Origin of the sequence: Frankia sp. AgB32, assembly GCF_023243045.1 — a bacterium.
In the GTDB taxonomy this organism is placed as follows: Bacteria; Actinomycetota; Actinomycetes; order Frankiales; family Frankiaceae; genus Frankia.
In genome coordinates this window covers 16,652-36,391 of the sequence record NZ_JALKFX010000017.1, presented here as the reverse complement: position 1 = coordinate 36,391, position 19,740 = coordinate 16,652, and the positions used below count along the sequence as shown (strand labels likewise).

The following is a 19,740-nucleotide window of genomic DNA, read 5'->3' as shown; positions in this document are numbered from 1 at the left end:
TGATCTCGGTGGTAGTGAGCTCAGAGAGAAGGATCTGTGACCACGTTTGTTCCGAAGACCGGCGCGTCTGTGCTCGGACTGCCCAGCGTTGCGACGCTGGGTGACGCCCTGCGCGCCCAGGCGCAGTCCCAGCCGGAGCAGTACGCGTTCCGGTTCCTGACGGGGACGACCCGGTTCGAGGACGGCTCAGCCGGTGACGTGGTCACCTATGCCGCGCTGGACACGCAGGCCAGGACGATCGCCGCAGCGCTCGGCCGGCGCACCCAGCCTGGGGACCGGGCGCTGCTCCTTTACGCTCCCGGGCCCCAGTACATAGCAGCGTATTTTGGCTGCTTGTACGCCGGAGTAGTCGCCGTTCCGGCCTATCCGCCGGATGCCGGCAGATCGCTCTCGACGCTTCTAGGGATAGTGCGCGACGCGCAGCCGACGGTGTTTCTGACCAGCAGCGATATTCTTGACCTATGTCGGGTTGGCCTTGCCCTCGAGGGCGATGTTCCGCCCGGCTCCTGGCTCGCCACCGACACCGTCGATGCAAGCCCGGAAGAATTCGTGTCACCCGACGGCATCGGCTGCGAATCACTCGCCTTCCTGCAGTACACGTCCGGGTCTACCGGTGATCCGCGGGGCGTGATGGTGAGCCACGCCAACCTGCTCGCCAATATTGGTGCGATCGCCGAGCTGACCAGCGTCGAAGCCGCGTCGCGTCTCGTGTCATGGCTGCCGCCATATCATGACATGGGACTGATCGGGGCGATTCTGACGCCGATCTGCGCCGGAGTCGAGACCATCCTGATTTCACCGGCCGACTTCCTGCGGGATCCACTACGCTGGCTCGAGGCCATCTCCCATTTTCGCGCTACCTACAGTGTTGCTCCGGACTTCGCCTACGGGCTGTGTACCCGAAAGGCAGACGCGACCCGCACGCGGAATCTCGATCTATCCCGGTGGAAGGTCGCGCTCAACGGAGCTGAGCCGGTCCGCACCGCCACACTGGCCGACTTCGAGGCAACCTTCGGTCCGTGCGGATTCAGTCCGGACAGCTTTCGGCCCGTGTACGGCCTTGCCGAGGCCACGCTGCTGGTCTCCGCGCCGGCCCCAGGCGCAGCCCGCCGGAGAATCACCGCGCCGGATACACCGACGAGTGCGCTGGTGTCCGTGGGACGCGAGATCGCCGACACCCACGTGCGCATTGTCGATCCGCAGCGCGTAGCGGCAGTGCCGGACGGTGAGATCGGAGAGATCTGGATTTCCGGACCGGGGGTCGCGCAGGGCTACTGGAATCGGCCGCGGGAGACGGAGCTCGAGTTCCGAGCCACCCTGCCGGGACACGATCGAAACTTCCTGCGGACGGGAGACCTCGGCCTGGTCGAGGCGGGAGAACTATATATCGCGGGCCGCCTCAAAGACATGATCGTGATTCGTGGCCGGAACTATTTCCCGCAGGACCTGGAGAGTGCGGCCTGGTCGGCAGACTCCCGGGTCCGGCCAGGCTGTGTGGCAGCGTTCGGCGTGACGACCGACGAGCAGGAGCAGCTCGTCGTCGCGGCGGAATGTGGCTCCCCAGCTGATGCGTCGGCCATCGCGGAGATCTCACGCAACATACGCGCCGCTATTTCTCGCAAGTTCGGCGTCGTCGTGCATGACGTCGTACTTCTGCAGCGCGGAAGCATTCCCAAGACGAGTAGCGGGAAGATTCGTCGGTCGGTGACCGCGACAGCCTATCGTCACGACGATCTGTCGGTCATCGCACGCAGCGATGTGGCGGACGGCGCCGCGGCGCATACTCCTGCGGCACAGGTCCCGTCCGAACCTCTGGGCACCATTTCGGACAAGGTCTCCCAGGCCCTGGCCGCCGCGCTCGGGCTGCATACGATCGGTCCCGATGTCGACTTCTTCGCCGTCGGCGGCGACTCGCTTCGCGCCGTGGAGGCAACCGCCATAGCCGCGGAACTCGGTGTCTCGTTCGAGGCGAGCCTGCTCTATTCCCATCCGTCGGTACGCGAACTTACCGAGGCCATCACCCAGTCGCCGGATGCGGATGGGCCTGCGCGCTCGGCTACGGCCGTTGCCGTGCTACGCAGTCCGATCGCGCGGGTCGGGGACGCGGAAAGCTATCCGCTCTCCTCGATCCAGCGCCGCTGGGCTGGGGACTACCTGGTCGACCGGGAGCGGACCTGGGGCAACATCAGCCAGCGTCTCCAGCTTGGCGAGGTCGACGTGGAACGGCTCGCCGCGGCGAGCCGGGCCGTCTGGCTACGGCATGAGTCGCTGCGGACCGTCTTTCCCGAGCTGGACGGTGAGCTTCGTCAGGTCATCAGGCCGGACTGCGACGTACCGATCGATGTCCACGATCTACGCGACCGGACTGCCGAGGAACGCGGCACCGCCATCGCCAGGATCGAGCGCGAGGCCGCCGGCCACGTCTTCGATCTGGCGAACGGTCCACTCACGCGGGCAACGCTCGTGCGCACGGACGCACAGTCCTCGCTGCTCCTGTTGACCGCCCACCACATGATCGCCGATGGCTGGTCCTTCCTGGCGGTCGCGAAGCAGATCGACGTCGAGTTCGCCGCCTCGGATCAGGCTCCGATGGCGGATCCGACGTCCCCGGCAGGCCCTCGCGGGCGAGACCGGGACGGGCTGCGCTACCGCGACTACTCGGCCTGGATGAACCGGCTGGAGGCATCCGGGCTGCTGGACGAGTCCCGACGGTACTGGCGGAGCGAGCTCAGCGGAGAACTGCCGGTCACGATGCCGGTCGACGACACGATCGCCAGGTACGGCAGTTCCGCGGGCGCCAGCGTCGTCGCAGCCCTGCCCGCCGATCTGGTGGACGCGGTTCGGGCCGCGGTGGCGAACCAGCGGGTCGGTATTTCTGCGGTGCTGTACGCAGCCTTCTTCGCCGCGGTCAGTGGATACACCGGCAACGAGGACCTGATCATCGGGACGCCGTTGGCCGGCCGCGATCGATCCGACATCAGGGACATGGTTGGCATGTTTATCAACCTGGTGCCGATAAGGCTCCGCGTCAAGCCGGAGCTGGTGTTCGCGGACCTGGCCGCCCAGGTACAGCTGAAACTGCTCGGGGCCGTGGTACATCAGCGCTGGCAACTGGACCGGATGGCACAGGAGATCGGTGTCGACCGGCAGCCGCATCTCTTCCCGTTCACGAACACCTTCTTCACCACCATGGAGGTGGGCGGGGACATGCCGTTGCCCGTGGGCACGGCACCGTTCGCCCGTGACCTTCCGGTCGACGTTCGCTTCCACATGATGTTCTATGCGTACCAGTTCGGCTCCGGGATCGCGGTCGAGTGCCGGTACCGGGCGGCCCTGTTCGACGCGGCCTCGATCACCTCCCTTGTAGAGGACTACCTCGACGTGCTGCGCAATGGTCTGCTGAAGGCAGGCGACATTGGCTGACCCACAACAGACGGACCCGACCGCAGCGGCGGGGGCCTTGTTCTCCGGCGACACGGAACTGGTGACGCGACGGACCTGGACACTGACCCTGGTCTGCGTCATCACGTTCATGCTCGTGCTCGACCTGACCGTCGTCGCCGTGGCGATCCCTGACATCCAACGTAGCCTGAACGCCGACCTGAGTGATCTGCAGTGGATGGTCGACGCATATTCGGTGCCGCTTGCCGCCCTCCTTCTCACCGCGGCGACCCTCGGCGACCGGGTGGGCCGCCGCACCCTGTTTTTTCTGGGCACGGGCATCTTCACGGTCGGATCGCTCACCTGCGGCCTGACCAACACGGCTGGCCTGCTGAACGTGGCCCGTGCCCTCCAGGGTGTGGGTGGTGCCATGCTGTTCGGCATCGGCCTGCCGATGATCGCGGATGCGTACCCCGGCGGCCGGAGCCGCAATCTGGCAGTCGGGATCTTCGGTGCGGTGACCGGGAGCGCGATCGCGCTCGGGCCGTTGATCGGTGGCGCCCTCACTGATTCCTTCGGCTGGCGGTGGATCTTCTTCATCAACGTTCCGATCGGACTCGCCACGCTCGTGCTCGCACGCGGCCGACTGGTGCCTTCCGCTCGTAGCAGGCAGAGCGTCATCGACGTGCCCGGGACCGTGCTGCTTGCCGGCGGGCTTTTCGCCCTGGTCCTCGCCCTCATTCGAGGCAACAATGACGGGTGGGGCTCCGGGCGCATCCTGGGCCTACTGGGGAGCGGCGCGGTCCTCCTGATCCTCTTTGCCGTGGTCGAGTTCCACAAGGCGGACCCGATGGTCGACCTGGGGCTCTTCAGGAACATCACTTACAGCGCCAACGCGCTGGTCGCGTTCACCATTCAGGGAACGTTGGTGGCGTCCACCACCTACCTGTCCCTGTACGCGCAGAACGTTCTGGGTCTCACTCCTTTCCAGACCGGTCTGCGGTTCCTGCCGTTCAGCCTCAGCGGTTTTTGCGCTGCGCTGCTCGCCGTCCCGCTGGTGACTCGCGTGGCCACCCGGTGGATGGTGGGCCTCACCGCCGCCTTCACGTCCGCCGGGCTGATGCTTCTGGCACGGCTGGACGTGGGATCGAGCTGGACCGTGCTTGTTCCCGGCTTCGTTGTCGCTGGCGTGGGGCTTGGTTCCAGCACGACGATCCTCAATCAGGTCGCGCTGGTAGGAAGCGAGCGGAGCCGGGCCGGGCTGGCCGGCGGCACGGTCATGGCCCTGCGCCAGCTCGGTGTCGCCTCCGGTGTGGCGATTCTCGGCGCTCTCTACGCACACGTGATCACCGCGCGGGTGACTGTCGGACTGCGGGGGCTGCCGTTTACCGATAGTCAGACAGACCGGCTGGCCGCCGCGGTCGCGTCGGGTTCCGGGCCCAGAGTCGCGGGCGCCGTCCCCCTGCCGTTCAAGGATGCCGTCGCGTCAACAGCCCGACAGGCCACGGTGGACGGCCTGCATCACATTCTCTGGCTGGCTGCGGCTGCGGCTGGCGCGGCGGCCCTGGTCGGATTTGCCTCGGTGCGTGACGTGCGGGAGGCCCGTGCCGCCCAGCCGGCTGTCATGGTCCCAGAAACGGGGCCGACGCCCCGCGGTTAGGGGCCGGAATTGCCCGGCGGTGACAGCGATTCCTGTCTCGCTGGGGTAAGGACTGGCGCAGGCCAGCGGCGGCCCGTCCGGCAGGATTTCTACGGAGCGCCCTGAACCATCTGGATGGAGGTATCCAACCATGAGCATCACGTTCTCAACCAGGGGAACGCGGGCCTGCCCTCGATCCTGCAGAGACAGAGATTTCACGCCAACATGTTGCGGGAGGATATCTCCAGGCTCCTCGGACAGGAGATACCGCCGAAGTTCAGCGCTCCCACCCGCGAATACCTCCTGGAACTGTACCGGGGCCTGTCGAGCAAGAACGGCGCCACTCGCTGCGCCTGGATGATTTCGTTTGAGGCACACGCGGAGAGGATGATAGCCGCACTGTGGGCCTCGGTGGCGAGGGTCTTCGACTGCTCGCCGGAGGAGCTGCGGTACTTCTCGGCGCACGTCGGCGGTGCCGACCCCGCGGAGAAATACCACGTCGAGACGACGGCGAGCATGTTCGACAAAATTGTGACGAGCGACCTCTCCGGGTTTTCGGAGACACTGCTTGCCTCCTACCGGCGCCACGTTACATGGTGCGCGGCACTGCTCTCGTAGCGGACCATCCGCCCGTTTTCGGATGGTCGCGCCGCAGCGGCCGGCGGCTGGCCCAGGAGTGCCGGGCCAGCCATCGGGCCGGCCGATGATGCCAGGTGGTGCACGGCTGGCGAACAACGAGTTCCCAGGACGCGCAGCGGCCTGGACCGCCGGGCCCCTGGTCAGGCGATCGGGTCTCCCGGCCGTGCCGTTTTCGGAACCTCCAGCAGAGCGACCGAACCGTCATCGGTAATTGCGCCGAGGACCAGGCATTGACTTAGGAAATTCCCGACCTGCTTCGTTCCCAGATTGATCGCGGCGACCACCAGCCGACCTTGAAGTTCCTCGGCCGAGTAGTTCGTGACCTGGGCACTCGTGGGAAGCAGACCAATACCATCCCCGAACTCGACGAAAAGCTTCCAGGCCGGCCGACGGGCTTCGGGGAAATCCTCAACCCGCACGATCTGGCCGACGCGCATGTCAAGAGAAAAAAACTGCGCCGCCTCGATGTCGGGGAGTTTCTCGGATCTCTTTAATCTGCCTACTTCCTGGTGACGGTCGTCCGGATCAACCCGCAGTGACCTGCTGCACGTTCCGGGCCACGTTACCGACCAACCATGTTCAAGGCAAGGAGGCCCTGAACGCTGCCGCGAGGCGGTGCATCCCTCTACCTGAGGCGCTTCTTCGCGCCGGTCCCGTCAGGCGCTCCGGCATCCTGGGGTTCTCCCGCTCGCCCTGTTCAGCGCGCTCGCTGTCGCACCGCTTGACGATTACCACAGGTCGCGGCTTCTCGCCAAACCATCGGCCCGGCGCACGGCCGGTCATTTCTGACCGGGGAGCGGGTGAAATGGCCCGGTCGGCGTTCAGCGGCGATGCTCAGATGGATCCGCCACCGGCGGATCACGCCCCCTTCCGGAGAGCGTCCAGGCTCACTGCGGGCAGGAAAGCCGTGGACATCGCCCGCCCTTGCTTCGGGCACCTCCTCTCCCCGCGGCCGACGGCATGGTCGCTGGCTACGAGCCCACGGCGCGACCACACCCATCCGGCCCTGACCCGCCGGTGCTCAGGCGGTGAGCGGGTCGCGGGGCAGGCCGAGGATGCGTTCGCCGATCTGGTTGCGGGAGATCTCGGAGGTGCCGCCGGCGATCGTGTTCTGCCGGGCGAAGATGTACAGGCCGCTGATCTCACCGGCCACACCGGCGGCGAGGGCGGCCTGGGGACCCTGCAGGTCCATCGCGAGGTCGAGGGAACGCTGGCCGTGCTCGGCGCTGACGAGCTTGGTGATGTTGCCCTCCGGTCCCGCTTCGGCGCCGAGGACCGCCCGCTGCGCCCGGCGCAGGTTCAGCGCGCGGATCGCCTGCGCCTCGGCGAGCAGCTCGCCGACGCGGACGCGGCCGCCGGGCAGGTCGACCGCGCGTCCCTGCCAGGCCCGTAGCGGATCGATGCCGATCGCGAGCCCGTCCCCGCCGCCGATGGTGACCCGCTCGTTGCCGATCGTCGAGCGGGCGACCCGCCAGCCGCCGTCGACCGCGCCGACGACGTCGCTGTCGGGCACGAACACGTCGTCGAAGAAGACCTCGTTGAACAGGGCGCTGCCGATCGCCTCGCGCAGCGGCCGGACCTCGATCCCCTTCGCCGCCATGTCGATGACCATCGCGGAGATGCCGGCGTGCTTGGGGGCGTCGGGGCTGGTCCGGACCGTCGCGAGGCCGAACCGCGCGTGCTGGGCGCCAGTCGTCCAGACCTTCTGCCCGGTGACCAGCCAGCCGCCCTCGACGCGGTGCGCCCGGGTGCGCACGGCGGCCGCGTCGGAGCCCGCGTCCGGTTCGCTGAACAGCTGGCACCAGGTGACCTGGCCGTGCAGCGACGGCCGGATCCACCGGTCGACCTGCTCCTCGGTGCCGTGCTGGATCAGCGTCATGAGGATCCAGCCGGAGATGGCGAGCTGTGGTCGGCGCAGACCCACCCGGGCCAGTTCCTCGTCGATGACGAGCTGTTCGACGGCCTTCGCGCCGCGGCCCCACGGGCGCGGCCAGTGCGGCATGGCGAGCCCGGCGTCTATCAGGCGATGCGGCTGCTCGGCGGGGTCGACGGCGCTGATCTCCGCGGCGAGGTCGCGGATCTCGCCGCGGAGGACCTCGGCCTCCGGTGGCAGGTTGAGGGTGTAGCGCCGGGTCACCCCGGACTCCGCCAGCGTCGTCACCTCCTGCGCGCTGCTCGCCGGGCTGACCAGCGCGCTGAGCACGGCCGCCCGGCGCAGGTGCAGGTGGGCGTCGTGCTCCCAGGTGAACCCGATGCCGCCGTGGACCTGGATGTTGAGCTGCGCGTTGCGCTGGTAGGCGGGCAGCGCCAGCGCCGCGGCGGCCGCGCCGGCGAGCGCGAACTGCTCGGCGTCCTCCGCCGCGGCGCGCGCCGCGTTCCACCCGGCGGCGGTCGCCAGTTCGGCGGCGACGGCCATGTTGGCGCAGTGGTGCTTGACCGGTCCGAACGTGCCGATGACGCGGCCGAACTGCCGGCGCAGCTTCGCATACCCGGCCGCCATGTCGACGCAGTCCCGCGCGCCACCGGCGGCCTCGGCCGCGGCCAGGGTGCGGGCGTGGGCGAGTGCCGTGGCCGCCGCGCCGGGCAGGACCGTCACGTCCGCGCGCGCGACGTCCTCGAACCGGACGCGTCCGCACGGGCGGGACGGGTCGAGGTTGCGCTCGGTCGACACGACGACGCCGACGGCCCCGCGCGCCACGACGAGGATGTCCGCGCCGGCGGGCACGACGAGGATAGAGGCTCCCGGCGCCCCCAGCACCACCCCCGCGTCACCCGTGACGACCTCGCCGGCGACCTGGGCCGACCCGCCGAACCCGACGCCCGCGACGACGGAGCCGTCGACGAGTCCCGGCAGCAGCGCCGCGCGCTCGGCGGGCGCGGCGCACGCGCCGATCACCGCCGACGCGATCACGGTCGGCAGGAACGGTCCCGGCGCCACCGCGCGGCCGAGCGCCTCCAGCACGACCACCAGTTCCGCCAGCCCGGCCCCGGCGCCCCCGTACTCCTCCTCGACGTGCAGGCCGAGCCAGCCGAGCTCGGCCAGCGCGCCCCAGAACGCGGGCGGTGCGTCCCGCGGCGCGTCGAGAAGCACGCGGGTCTGCGCCCGCGCCCCGACCGAGGCCAGGAAGGACGCGGCGACGCCGGCCAGCTCACGATGCTCGTCGGTGAGGGCGATGGTCAACGGTTCCTCCAGGTCGCGCCGGCGTCGCGCACGCATCCGCGGGTCGAGATCCGGTAGCGGTCGGCGGGATGGGTGTGGATGCCGACACGGGCCAGCCGGCCGTCCCGGTCAAGGTGGCGGCGGGTGAGCACCAGTGACGCCGAGCGCGGCTCGGCGTCGAGGGCCCCGGCCATCTCCTCGGTGAGCAGCTGGTGTCGCGGCGCGGCCATGCTTCGTCCTTGCGCGTGTCCGGGCCGACGCCGTGGACTACAGATCGAGTTCGTGGTCGATCCGCGGGCCGGCCGAGTCATGGACCCGGCACCGGGCGGCGGGCCCGCTCACCGGGTGGCCCATCCGGTGCGGACGGCCGAGACGTCGGTCTGGGTGGGTTCCGGTGCCGTGGGCGGCGCCGAGGGCGTGCGGGAGAACCGGGGGGCAGGTGCCGCCTGCTCGGCGCCCTCGACGGTCACGATGCTGGCACGGGCCGCGAGATGCGGATGCGCGGCGGCCTCGCCGAAGGACAGCACCGGGGTGACGCAGGCGTCGGTGCCGTCGAAGACCTTCGCCCACTCGTCGCGCGGGCGGCTCGCGAACACCCCGGCGAACCGGGCCCGGAGCACCGGCCAGCCCGCCCGGTCCAGCTGGGCCGGCAGGTCCTCGCCGGCGAGGCCGAGTCCGGCGAGCAGCTGCGCGTAGAACTGTGGCTCGAGCGCGCCGACGGCGACATAGCGACCGTCGGAGCAGGTGTAGGTCGTGTAGTGCGGCGCGGCGCCGTCGAGCATGTTCGACCAGCGCTCGTCCGACCAGATGCCGGCCGCGCGGAACGACCAGATCATCTGGCCGAGTACGGTCGCGCCGTCGACCATCGCCGCGTCGACGACCTGCCCGCGGCCCGACACCGACCGTTCCCACAGCGCGGCGAGCACGCCGACGACGAGGAACATCGACCCGCCGCCGAAGTCACCGACCAGGTTCAGCGGCGGCACCGGCGGCGCGTCCGCCGGGCCGATCGCGTGCAGCAGGCCGGTCAGGGACAGGTAGTTGATGTCGTGCCCGGCCCGGTCGGCCAGCGGCCCGCTCTGCCCCCAGCCGGTCATCCGGGCGTAGATCAGCCCGGCGTTGCGGGCCTGGCAGGTGTCCGGGCCCAGGCCCAGCCGCTCCGCGACGCCGGGCCGGAAACCCTCGATGAGCACGTCCGCCCGGGCGATGAGGTCCAGCACCGTGTCCAGGCCGGCGGGGTCCTTGAGGTCCAGGCTGATCCAGCGGCGGTTGCGCAGCACGTGGTCGGTGCGCCCGCCCCCGCCGGGGCGGCGCACCTCGACGACGTCGGCGCCCAGGTCCGCCAGCACCATCGCCGCGTGCGGCGCCGGGCCCATCGCGGCGAGTTCCACGACCCGCAGACCGGCGAGCGGGCCGCGGCTGGAGGATCCGGTGCTCATGGTGTTCTCCCGACGGACGGCGACAGGCAGGGCGGGTGCGGGCCGGGTCGCGGACCCGCCAACCTCGCCCCCGTTTGTCTAGATGAACGGGGGCGGCGACACAAGCGATCGGCCGCCGCCCCGGTTCAGCCACCGGTGCCGGGCGCCGAACCCCACAGATCGACGCACGATCACCCAGACCCGCTCGGGACCGACGGCAGACTTCGGACCAGGGCGGCGATCAGGTCGGCGAGCGCGTCGGGTCGGGTGACGGCGGGGCTGTGGCCGCCGGGCCATTCCAGGGCATGGGTGGCCCGGTGGGCCATGGCGCGTTGCAGGTCCGGGTGCACCACGCGGTCATCGGCGCAGATCACGTAGGTCGAGGCCCGCTGCCGCCAGGCGATCCGTTCGGGGACGCCGCGGAAGAGCAGGCGTCCCACCGGGCGCAGCCGGGCGGCGGCCGCCGCCGCGACCGGCGGTTCGGCGTCCGAGTAGAGCAGCTCCGGGCCGAGCGCCGGATCCAGGCCCACGGCGTCGTCGGTGACGCGCAGCGCCTCGGGCAGCCGGGTCGACGGGAAGTCGCGGCCGGGCAGTACGCGGCTCACCGACTCGCCGGCGTCGAGCTGGAAGGCCGCGACGTAGAGGAGATGACGGACCAGGGGATGCGCGCCGGCCGCCGTGATCACCGCCCCGCCGTAGGAGTGGCCGACCAGCACCGCCGGCCGGCCGAACGCCGTCAGCGCCTCCTCCGTGGCGCGGACGTCGGCGGCCAGTTCGCTCAGCGCCAGCTCGACCGCCACACTGTCCACGCCCCGCCCGGCCAGCCCGCCGCGGACGTCGTCCCAGGTCCAGGCCCCGTTCCACAGCCCGTGCACCAGGACGACCCCGGGCTGCACGCCCGCTTCCTCCCCGCGCACGTCGCTCACGCCCACTTCGGTGCGCGCTTCGCGGTGAACGCGGCTCGGCCCTCGGCGTGGTCGGGGTGGGCGGCGGCTTCGCCCTGGTGGCGGGCCTCCAGGGCGAGGGCCGCCTCGAACGACAGGTCCGGGACGGCGCGGAACTGGCGTTTGGTCAGTTCCAGGGCCCAGGCCGGTCCCGCGGCGAGCGAGCGGGCCAGCTCGTGGGCGCGGGCGGCGAGGTCGGCGGCCGGGACGACCTCGTTGAGCAGGCCGAGGTCGTGAGCCTGCGCCGCCGGCAGGGCCCGGCCGGTGGTGGCGAGCGCGAACGCGCGGGCGTAGCCGAGCTCGCGGACCAGGTACCAGGAGGCCGCCGAGTCCGGGACCAGGCCCACCTTGGCGAACGCGCAGGCGAACACCGCCGTGTCCGCTGCCAGGCGCAGGTCGCAGGCGAGCGCCAGGCCGAGGCCGGCGCCGACGGCGGGCCCGTTCACGGCGGCGATCACCGGTTGCGGCAGGGAGGCGATCGCCTGGACGATCGGGTTGTAGGAGCCGGCGACGGTCTCCTCGGCGTGCACGAGCTCCTCGGTGGCCGCGAGGTCCTGGCCGACGCAGAACGCCCGGCCGCTGCCGGTCAGCACCACCGCGCGCACGGACCTGTCGGCGCCGAGGGCGCGCAGCGCGTCGACGAGCTCCCAGCGGGTCGGTCGGTCCAGGGCGTTGAGCTTGTCCGGGCGGGCCAGTACAACGGTGGCGACCGGGCCGTCGCGGTGGGTTTCCACGGCGTTCACGACGTACCTCCGGGGTGGACGGCGCCTGCGGGGTGGAGGGCGCTGTGCTCGCGGCCGGGCATCGAGTAGCCGCGTTCGGCGTAGGGGAAGCCGTCGAGGCCGGTGTCGCGCGGCAGCATCTGGTAGTAGGAGCGGATCTCGCGGATCAGGCCGTCGGCGCAGGTGAACCACTCGGCGCCGCGGGTGGCGACCCGCTCGGCGCCGGGTTGGGGCACCCACCACATCGTCCACTCGATGACGGCCTGCGCCGGCGTGGCGCAGATCGTGTCGACGACCCAGCGGGCCTCGATGCGGCGGGTGACCTTGCGCCAGTAGCGGGCCAGGTGCTCCCCGCCGGCGACGGCCGTCGACCCCACGTTCGGCGCGAGGAACCAGTGGACGACGTCCGGGTGCAGGGCGGTCAACATCAGGTCGACGTCGCCGGCGCCGCACCCGTCGTAGTAGCGGGTGATCAGCGCGGTCCAGGCCGCGCTCGGATCGTCCGCCGTCGCGGGATCGGTGAGGTCCACGGCGCGAAGGGCTCCGTTGCGCTCAGCCATGGTCGTACAGGCCGTGTCCGGTCTTGCGGCCGAGGCGGCCGGCGGCCACCAGCCGGTGCAGCAGCGGCGCGGGGCACAGGCGCGGGTCGACCGAGACGGCGGCCATCGCCTCCAGGGCGGCCATCGTCACGTCCAGGCCGATGAGGTCGACGAGCGCGAGCGGTCCCATCGGATGGCCGGCGCCGACCGTCATGATCTCGTCGATCTCGGCGGCGGGGGTGCCGGCCTCATGCCAGCGGACCGCGTCGTTGAGGTAGGGGATCAACAGCCGGTTGACGACGAACCCTCGGGTGTCCGCGCAGGTCACGGGTGTCTTGCCGAGGTCGCGGACCCAGCTGTGGGCCGCTGCGGCCAGCGCCGGCCGGCCTGGTGCGACGACCTCCACGAGCTTCATGACCGGCGCCGGGTTGAAGAAGTGCAGCGCCAGCAGCGGCCGGCCCGCGCCGACGTGTGGGCGCAGGTCGGACACCCGCAGGGACGAGGTGTTGGTCGCCAGCGGCAGTCCACCGGGCAGGGCGCCGTTCAGGTCGCGCAAGACGCCGGCCTTGACGTCGAGGTCCTCGGCGACGGCCTCGATGACGACGTCGACGCCGTCGAGGTCCGCCGGGTCGAGGGTCGTCGTGACCCGGGCAAGGATCCCGGACCGCTCGGTCGCCGGCAGCCGGCCACGGGTGACCGCCCGGTCGAGACTGCCGGCGACCCGGTCAAGCAGGCCGGTCGCGCGTGCGGCACCACGGCCGAGCACCCGCACCGGCCGGCCGCTGCGGGCGACGGCCTCCACGATCCCGCCGGCCATGTGACCGGTGCCGACGACCCCGACCGGACCGGTCCAGCGCGGCGTCCCGGCTTCGGCATCGTCCGTCGCGTCGGCGGGGCCAGGCAGGCTCGCGACGTCCGGGAGGCCCAGTTCGGCGCGTTCACCGTCCGGTAGCGCGGCCAGGACCTCGAACGGGCCGCAGGGATGGCCCGCACCCAGGCGCATCGCGACGTCGATGTCGGCGGGCGTCGCGACCCGCCGTTCGGCCAGCTCGACCGCGTCGCGCAGCAGGCCGGCCAGCAGCCGGGTGCTGTCCGTCAGCGTCTCCACCATGCGATCTCCTGCTCTCGTGAACCGCGGGCCCGCGGTCGCTCAGGCGGGTTCGACACGGACGGGGACGCTCGCCCAGCCCTTGAGCGTGTTGTTCAGCCTCGGCACCGGCGTCCCGGCGAGCTCCACCCGGCGGACCCGGCGGGCGAGCGCGGCCAGGACGAGCTCGGCCTCCAACCGGGCCAGTGGCTGGCCGACGCACTGGTGGATGCCCATGCCGAACGCGACGTGCCCGGCGGCGCGGCGGCGCACGTCGAACTGGTCGGCGTCGGCCCCCCAGTGCCGCGGGTCGCGGTTCGCCGACCCCAGGAACAGCAGGACCTTCGAGCCCGCCGGGATGACGGTCCCCGCCACCGGCGCGTCGCGGACGGTGGTGCGGAAGAAGGTCTGCACCGGCGACTCCCAGCGCAACGCCTCGTCGAAGGCGAACGCGGCCAGGCGCGGCTGTTCGTGGAGCAGTTCCCACTGCGCCGGGTGGGACGCGAGCGCGTACATCGTGTTCGCGAGGCCGTGGACGGTGGTGTCCACGCCGGCGCTGAGCAGCGAGCGCACCAGCATCGGGGCCTGTGCGTGGGTGATGTCGCCGCGGTCGGCCGCCGCCCAGATCCGGGCGCCGAAACCGCCGGGGGCCAGGGCGTCGCGCTGGCAGCTCGCGAGGATCCAGTCCTGGACGGGCGCCGCGTCGGCGAGCGCGCCACGGCGCAGCGCGTTGTCGGGGCCGAAGGCGTTGAACGCGAGCGACCCGTACGGCAGCAGGTTCTCCCGGCCGGCCACCGGCAGGCCGACCGCGTCGGGGAAGACCCGCAGCGGGTAGACCTCGGCGAGGTCGCGCACGGCGTCGAAGGTGCCCCGTTCGACGAGGCGCCGCGCGATCTCCTCCGCGACCTGGGCGAAGCCCGCGCGCAGCGTCCGGATCTCCCGCGGCGCGAGGACGCCGTTCATCGCCGAGCGCACCGCGGTGTGCTCCGGCGGATCCGCTTCGAGCAGCAGGCTGGGTGGGCGCCACGGCTTCTCCCGGGCGAAGTCGGCGAGCCCGGCGCCACGGCCGGACACGAACGTCGCCCAGTCCCCCAGCGCCGCCTTCACCTCGTCGAAGCGGCCCATCGCGTGCAGGCCGTGGCGTGGCAGCAGGGCGAGCGGGCCGGCGTCGCGCAGCCTCTGGTGGAACGGGTACGGGTCGGTGAGCACGCCCGCGTCGAACGGGTCGTCCGGTAAGGACGGCAGTGTCGCGGGCAGGTCGGTGTGCGTGGTCATGGTGGGCTCCCGGCGGCTTCCCGCGGTTCGGCGGTTCAGAGGTCGAGGACGAGCCGGGAGCACGCGGCCCGGGACACGCAGAGGAAGATGGTGTCGTTGGCCGCCCGTTCGTCCGGGGTCAGCAGGCTGTCGCGGTGGTCGACCTCGCCGGCGAGGACGGCCGTCTCGCACGTCCCGCAGGTGCCCTCCTGGCAGGAGGACAGCACGCTCACCCCGGCGGCCTCGACGACCTCGAGGATCGACCGGTCCGGCGGGACGGTGAGGGTGCGCCCGGAGGCCGCCAGCGTGATCTCGAACGACCCGGCCCGCACCGGCGCGCCGACGTCGCGGGGGGTGAACCGCTCGATGTGCAGCGATCCCGGCGGCCAGGCGGCGCAGTGCCGTTCGACGGCGGCGAGCAGCGGCTCGGGACCGCAGCAGTAGACCGCCGTGTCCGGCCGGGGGGCGGCGAGCAGGCCGTCGAGGTCCATCAGGCCGACCTCGTCCTGCGGGTACAGGGTGACCCGGTCGCCGGCGGCCCCCAGGTCGTCGAGGAACGCCATCGACGCCCGGGCGCGCCCGCCGTAGTGCAGCTCCCAGTCGGCGCCGGCGCGCGCCGCGGCGGTGGTCATCGCCAGGATCGGGGTGATCCCGATGCCGCCGGCGAGGAACAGGTAGCGGGCCGCGGGCACGAGCGCGAAGTGGTTGCGCGGCCCGCGGACCTCCACGGTCGCGCCCTGCGGCAGGTGGTCGTGGACGTACGCCGAGCCGCCCCGGCCCGCGGGCTCCCGCAGCACCCCGATCCGCCAGGCGCGGCGCTCCCCCGGCTCCCCGCACAGCGAGTACTGCCTGGTCAGGCCGCCAGGCAGGGTCAGGTCGACATGCGCGCCGGGCGACCAGCACGGCAGCTGCGCGCCGGCGGGGTCGCGCAGGTCGAGGACGACGACACCGTCGGCGCCGATCCACCGCCGGTGCACCGTCAGGCGCAGGTCCACCTCCTGGTCCACGCCACTCATCGGCGCGAGGCGACGGGTGGCGAGGCGAGGGTGGCGCTGCCGGCGAGCCTGGCGATCAGACGGCGGGCGGCGAGGCTGCCGGTGTCGATGTTGATGGAGAGTTCCTGGTAGCCGTCGGGTTCGCTGGCGACGACCCGTTCGAGCACGCCGAGGGCCGTGACGTCCTGCAGGACGACGGTGCGGTTGCTCTCGCGCAGGTAGGCCGAGACCGACGCGTCGTCGAGGGCGAAGTCGCGGGCGACGGCCCAGAAGTCGTGGGTGGACGTCTCCGTCTCGGGAGTGATCGCGTAGACCACCTTGACGTGAAAGCCGTCGGGGTCGCCGCCGTCGGCGTTCGGCACGACACCGACCGGGGCGACCCGGGAGTGCAGCCGGTAGAGGCACGGCGGGGTGAACTCGATGTCCTGCCAGCGGGTGATCCGCCCGGTGATGCCGGTGCTGCGGGCGTAGAACGGCGGGCAGCCGGCGTCGGCCATGTGCCGGGAGACGCGCAGCGTCCCGGCCTGTTCGTCGACGTCCACGGTGATCGATGTCTCGGCGACCTCGGGGGTACCGATGTGGCCGCTGTGCAGGTAGGTCTCGTGGGACAGGTCGAGCAGGTTCTCGACGAGCAGGCTGGCCCGCGCGGCGAGCGGCTCCCTGCCGCACACGGTCGTCCAGCCCTCGAGCGCCAGCCAGGGGGCGCGCGGCACGCTGCCCGCGTCGGCCCGGTCAGGATCACCGATGAAGACCCAGACGAAGCCGTCCAGCTCGACGACCGGGTAGCGCCGAAGCCGCGCCGCGCGCGGGACGCGGGTCTGCCCCGGGACGGCGACGCAGACACCGTCCGCGCCGTAGGTGAACCCGTGGTAGCCGCAGACGACGGTGTCCTCGACGAGCCGCGAGGGCGCCTGCGAGAGCGGGAAGCGCCGGTGGACGCAGCGGTCGCTCATCGCGGTCACCTCCCCGCCGCTGGTCCGCCAGAACGAGATCGGCTCGCCGCAGATCGTCCGCCCGAACGCGGTCCCGCCGCCGCCGTCGCGCGGCGGAATCTCGTGGCCGTAGGCGGCCACGTACCACTGATCGCGCACGATCGAGGTCATGGAATGCTCCTTCACGGACGGCGGGGACGGCGGGGGGGGACGGCGTCAGCGTGCCGGGTCCGACGGCGGCCGCGGCGACGTCCTTCCGAATAGCGGAAGTTCTCCCTCGGCGAATCCGCGGGGGCGTTCCGGACATCGCCGGGGTGAATAGCTGGCATCCCGGAACTGCGCTGGTCGGGAACGGGTCAACCGGCCTAATCTCCGGCCTGTGAGCCACATCACCGGCGACTCGCCGCCCGTCGCGGCACCCCGCCCGCCGTCAGCCGCGCCGGGATTCGAGGGCGTGCGCCTCACGGGCCTGACGAAGACCTTCCGCCGGACAACCGTCCTGCGTGACGCGCACCTCGACCTGGTGCCGGGCGACATTCACGCGCTGATCGGCCAGAACGGCTCCGGGAAATCGACGATCGTCAAAATTCTCTCCGGTTTTCACCGGCCGGATTCCGGTGCCATCCTGGCGCGGGCCGGAAAAGAGTATTCCTTTCCGCTGACGGCCCGTCAGCTCGACGAGCTCGGCATCGCCTTCGTGCACCAGGATCTGGGCCTGGTCGACAGCGCCTCGGTCGTGGACAACATTCGGATCGGCCGGTTCAGCCGGGGGCGTTTCAGCCGTCGCATCGACATGCGCACGGAGCGGTCGGCGGCGCGGCGCACCCTCGACCGGCTGGGATCGTCGATCGACGTCGACGCGCCCGTCGGTGGCCTCAGCGCGGCACAGCGCTCGATCGTGGCGATCGCCCGCGCGGTGCAGAGCCTGCGCGGGGGTGACGGGGTCATCGTCTTCGACGAGTCCACCCAGTCGCTGCCGCCCGCGGTGCTGGCGGGCTTCTACGCGACGGTCCGCGACCTCGCCGTGCAGGGCACCGCGATCCTGCTGGTCAGCCACCGCCTCGACGAGGTCATGGCGCTCTCCGACGCCGTCACCGTGCTGCGCGACGGCCAGGTCGTCGCCTCGGCGCTACCCACGGCGGCGACGAGTGTGCGCGAGCTGACCCGGTTGATGCTCGGCGTCGAGGCGCAGACGCATCCGCTGCGCGAGGAGGTGCCGGGGGCGCCCGCCGATGTCGTCCTGACCGCCACCGGGCTGACCGGACGGCGCCTGCGCGGCGTCGACCTGGCGCTGCGGGCCGGCGAGGTCCTCGGCGTGACCGGCGCGACGGAGTCCGGCCACGAGGAGCTGCCCTACCTGCTGGCCGGCACCCGCCCCGGCGGCGGCCACGTCGCCTGCGACGGCCGCCGGGTCGACCTCGCCGCCGCGAACGCCCGGGCGCTGATCGACCTCGGCGTGGCCCTCGTTCCCCAGGGCCGCACCACCGCCGGCCTCGCCCTCGGCCTCACCGCGTCCGACAACCTCTCGCTGCCGAGGATGCGGTCGCGCAACAGCCGCTACTGGCTGTCGAAGAACTGGCAGGAGGACGAGGCACGCCGCGTCATCGCGGACTTCGGGATCACGCCGGCGCGGGCGGACCTGCCGATGGGCGCGTTCAGCGGCGGGAACCAGCAGAAGTTCCTGGTCGGGAAATGGATGGTCGCGCGGCCCCGCGTGCTGCTGCTCCACGAGCCCACACAGGCCGTCGACGTCGGCGCCCGCCGCGACATCCTGCGCAACATCCGCCGGGCCGCGGCGGCGGGTGCGGCCGTCGTCGTCGTCTCCCTCGACGAGGAGGACCTCGCGAGCGTCTGCGACCGGGTCGTCGTGCTCGCCGCGGGACGCCCCTCGGCGGAGCTGACCGCACCTTTCACCGCCGCGGACGTCATCGACGCCGTCGGCAACCGCCTCGGGGCGCTGGAGGAACACTCGTGAGCACCACGACCGGCGAGACCGGCCACATCCGCACCGACGAAACCGCCCGCCCGCCGGGACCGGCGACACCGGCGACGTCCTGGTGGAGCCGGGCCCGGCTGGCGGACCTGAACCGGCGCGGGGCGGTGGTCATCGTCTGGGCCCTGATGGTCCTCACGTTCGCCGCCGCCTCCCCCAACCTGTTCCTGACCAGGGGCACCTTCCAGATCATCTTCGGCAGCCACGGCGAGCTGATCTTTCTGGGCATGGCACTGGTCTGCGTCTTCTCGGTGGGCGAGTTCGACTTCTCGGTGGCCTCGATCATGGGCCTGAGCGGGACGGCGACCTCGGTCATGTACGTCACCCACGGCTGGCCGATCGCGGCGGCGGCCGTGTTCGGGCTGGCGCTGGGCGTGGCCGCGGGGGCGCTGAACGCCGTGATCATCGTTCTGCTCGGCGTCGACCCCATCATCACCACCCTCGGGATGGCCACGGCGCTGATCGGGGTGGCGCTGTGGATCTCCCATCTGACGTCGGTCAACGGGCTGCCGTTCGGGTTCTCGGACATCGCCACGACGCAGGTCGGCGGCCTGCCGCTGCTGTTCTTCTACGGCGTCGCGCTGGTGGTCGTGCTGACCTACGTTCTGTTCGCCACCCCGCTGGGGAAGCACATGACGTTCGTGGGCGCGAACAGCGAGGTGGCGCGGCTCGCCGGCGTCAACGTGAAGCGCATCCGCTTCGGCGCGTTCGTCTTCTCCGGCCTGCTCTCCGGGCTCGGCGGCATGCTGATGGCCGCGAACCTCGGCGGTTTCGACCCGGTCAGCTCGACCGCGAGCCTGCTTCCCGCGCTCGCCGCGACCTTCCTTGGCACCGCGATCATAGTGCCCGGCCGTTTCAACCCGGTCGGCACGTGGGTCGCCGTGTTCTTTCTCTACACGGGTATCGTCGGCCTGCAGATCATCGGCCTCTCGGGGTGGATCAGCGACTTCTTCTTCGGGGCCTCGCTGGTTCTCGCGGTGACCGTGTCCACCCTGCTGCGGCGCCGGGTCAGCGCCGTTTGAGCAGGCCCCCGGCCC

General features: G+C 71.6%; 16 protein-coding genes. 5 read left to right on the top strand and 11 right to left on the bottom strand.

The window, feature by feature from the left end; genetic code table 11:
- The first annotated feature begins 36 nt into the window (after positions 1–36).
- From MXD60_RS07730 to MXD60_RS07720, 3 genes are all read left to right on the top strand, one after another.
- Positions 37–3,423 (top strand): condensation domain-containing protein, encoded by a 3,387-nt coding sequence (locus MXD60_RS07730; protein ID WP_308222397.1) that lies wholly within the window; start codon positions 37–39, stop codon positions 3,421–3,423.
- Between the two features lie 37 nt (positions 3,424–3,460).
- On the top strand, positions 3,461–5,041 hold the full coding sequence (locus tag MXD60_RS07725) for an MDR family MFS transporter (RefSeq protein WP_248818301.1): 1,581 nt from the start codon (positions 3,461–3,463) through the stop codon (positions 5,039–5,041).
- A gap of 114 nt (positions 5,042–5,155) precedes the next feature.
- The gene (locus tag MXD60_RS07720) at positions 5,156–5,638 is read left to right on the top strand and encodes a hypothetical protein (RefSeq protein ID WP_248818300.1); all 483 of its coding nucleotides are present in this window, start codon (positions 5,156–5,158) and stop codon (positions 5,636–5,638) included.
- Positions 5,639–5,799: 161 nt separating this feature from the next.
- Here MXD60_RS07720 and MXD60_RS07715 read toward each other — a convergent pair whose 3' ends face one another.
- The 11 genes from MXD60_RS07715 to MXD60_RS07665 all read right to left on the bottom strand — a co-directional run bounded on the left by MXD60_RS07715 (position 5,800) and on the right by MXD60_RS07665 (position 16,881).
- Positions 5,800–6,126, bottom strand: a complete 327-nt coding sequence (locus MXD60_RS07715) for a tRNA-binding protein (RefSeq protein WP_308222401.1) — start codon at positions 6,124–6,126, stop codon at positions 5,800–5,802.
- A gap of 554 nt (positions 6,127–6,680) precedes the next feature.
- The gene (locus MXD60_RS07710; protein ID WP_248818298.1) at positions 6,681–8,840 is read right to left on the bottom strand and encodes an acyl-CoA dehydrogenase family protein; all 2,160 of its coding nucleotides are present in this window, start codon (positions 8,838–8,840) and stop codon (positions 6,681–6,683) included.
- On the bottom strand, positions 8,837–9,049 hold the full coding sequence (locus MXD60_RS07705; protein WP_248818297.1) for a UTRA domain-containing protein: 213 nt from the start codon (positions 9,047–9,049) through the stop codon (positions 8,837–8,839). Before MXD60_RS07705 ends, MXD60_RS07710 begins: the two co-directional genes overlap by 4 nt.
- 108 nt (positions 9,050–9,157) lie before the next feature.
- Positions 9,158–10,258, bottom strand: coding sequence for a CaiB/BaiF CoA transferase family protein (locus tag MXD60_RS07700; RefSeq protein ID WP_248818296.1), 1,101 nt, complete (start codon positions 10,256–10,258; stop codon positions 9,158–9,160).
- Positions 10,259–10,428: 170 nt separating this feature from the next.
- Entirely contained in the window at positions 10,429–11,163 is a 735-nt protein-coding gene (locus MXD60_RS07695; RefSeq protein WP_248818295.1) for an alpha/beta fold hydrolase, read from the bottom strand.
- Positions 11,160–11,924, bottom strand: coding sequence for an enoyl-CoA hydratase/isomerase family protein (locus MXD60_RS07690; protein WP_248818294.1), 765 nt, complete (start codon positions 11,922–11,924; stop codon positions 11,160–11,162). Before MXD60_RS07690 ends, MXD60_RS07695 begins: the two co-directional genes overlap by 4 nt.
- Positions 11,921–12,463: a nuclear transport factor 2 family protein gene (locus MXD60_RS07685; RefSeq protein WP_248818293.1), complete on the bottom strand. Its 543-nt coding sequence runs from the start codon at positions 12,461–12,463 to the stop codon at positions 11,921–11,923. The genes MXD60_RS07690 and MXD60_RS07685 overlap by 4 nt, the downstream gene beginning before the upstream one ends.
- Positions 12,456–13,553, bottom strand: coding sequence for a 3-hydroxyacyl-CoA dehydrogenase family protein (locus MXD60_RS07680; protein WP_248818292.1), 1,098 nt, complete (start codon positions 13,551–13,553; stop codon positions 12,456–12,458). The genes MXD60_RS07685 and MXD60_RS07680 overlap by 8 nt, the downstream gene beginning before the upstream one ends.
- Positions 13,554–13,592: 39 nt before the next feature.
- On the bottom strand, positions 13,593–14,804 hold the full coding sequence (locus MXD60_RS07675; RefSeq protein ID WP_248818291.1) for a cytochrome P450: 1,212 nt from the start codon (positions 14,802–14,804) through the stop codon (positions 13,593–13,595).
- A 35-nt stretch (positions 14,805–14,839) separates the two neighbouring features.
- Positions 14,840–15,799, bottom strand: coding sequence for a PDR/VanB family oxidoreductase (locus MXD60_RS07670; protein WP_368861191.1), 960 nt, complete (start codon positions 15,797–15,799; stop codon positions 14,840–14,842).
- A complete protein-coding gene (locus MXD60_RS07665) occupies positions 15,796–16,881 on the bottom strand; it encodes a Rieske 2Fe-2S domain-containing protein (RefSeq protein WP_248818289.1) in 1,086 nt (361 codons plus the stop codon). Before MXD60_RS07665 ends, MXD60_RS07670 begins: the two co-directional genes overlap by 4 nt.
- A gap of 208 nt (positions 16,882–17,089) precedes the next feature.
- Here MXD60_RS07665 and MXD60_RS07660 point away from each other — a divergent pair, with 208 nt between their 5' ends.
- Both MXD60_RS07660 and MXD60_RS07655 read left to right on the top strand, forming a co-directional pair.
- Positions 17,090–18,685, top strand: coding sequence for a sugar ABC transporter ATP-binding protein (locus MXD60_RS07660; RefSeq protein ID WP_248818288.1), 1,596 nt, complete (start codon positions 17,090–17,092; stop codon positions 18,683–18,685).
- Entirely contained in the window at positions 18,682–19,725 is a 1,044-nt protein-coding gene (locus tag MXD60_RS07655; protein WP_248818287.1) for an ABC transporter permease, read from the top strand. Before MXD60_RS07660 ends, MXD60_RS07655 begins: the two co-directional genes overlap by 4 nt.
- The last annotated feature ends 15 nt before the right edge of the window (positions 19,726–19,740 follow it).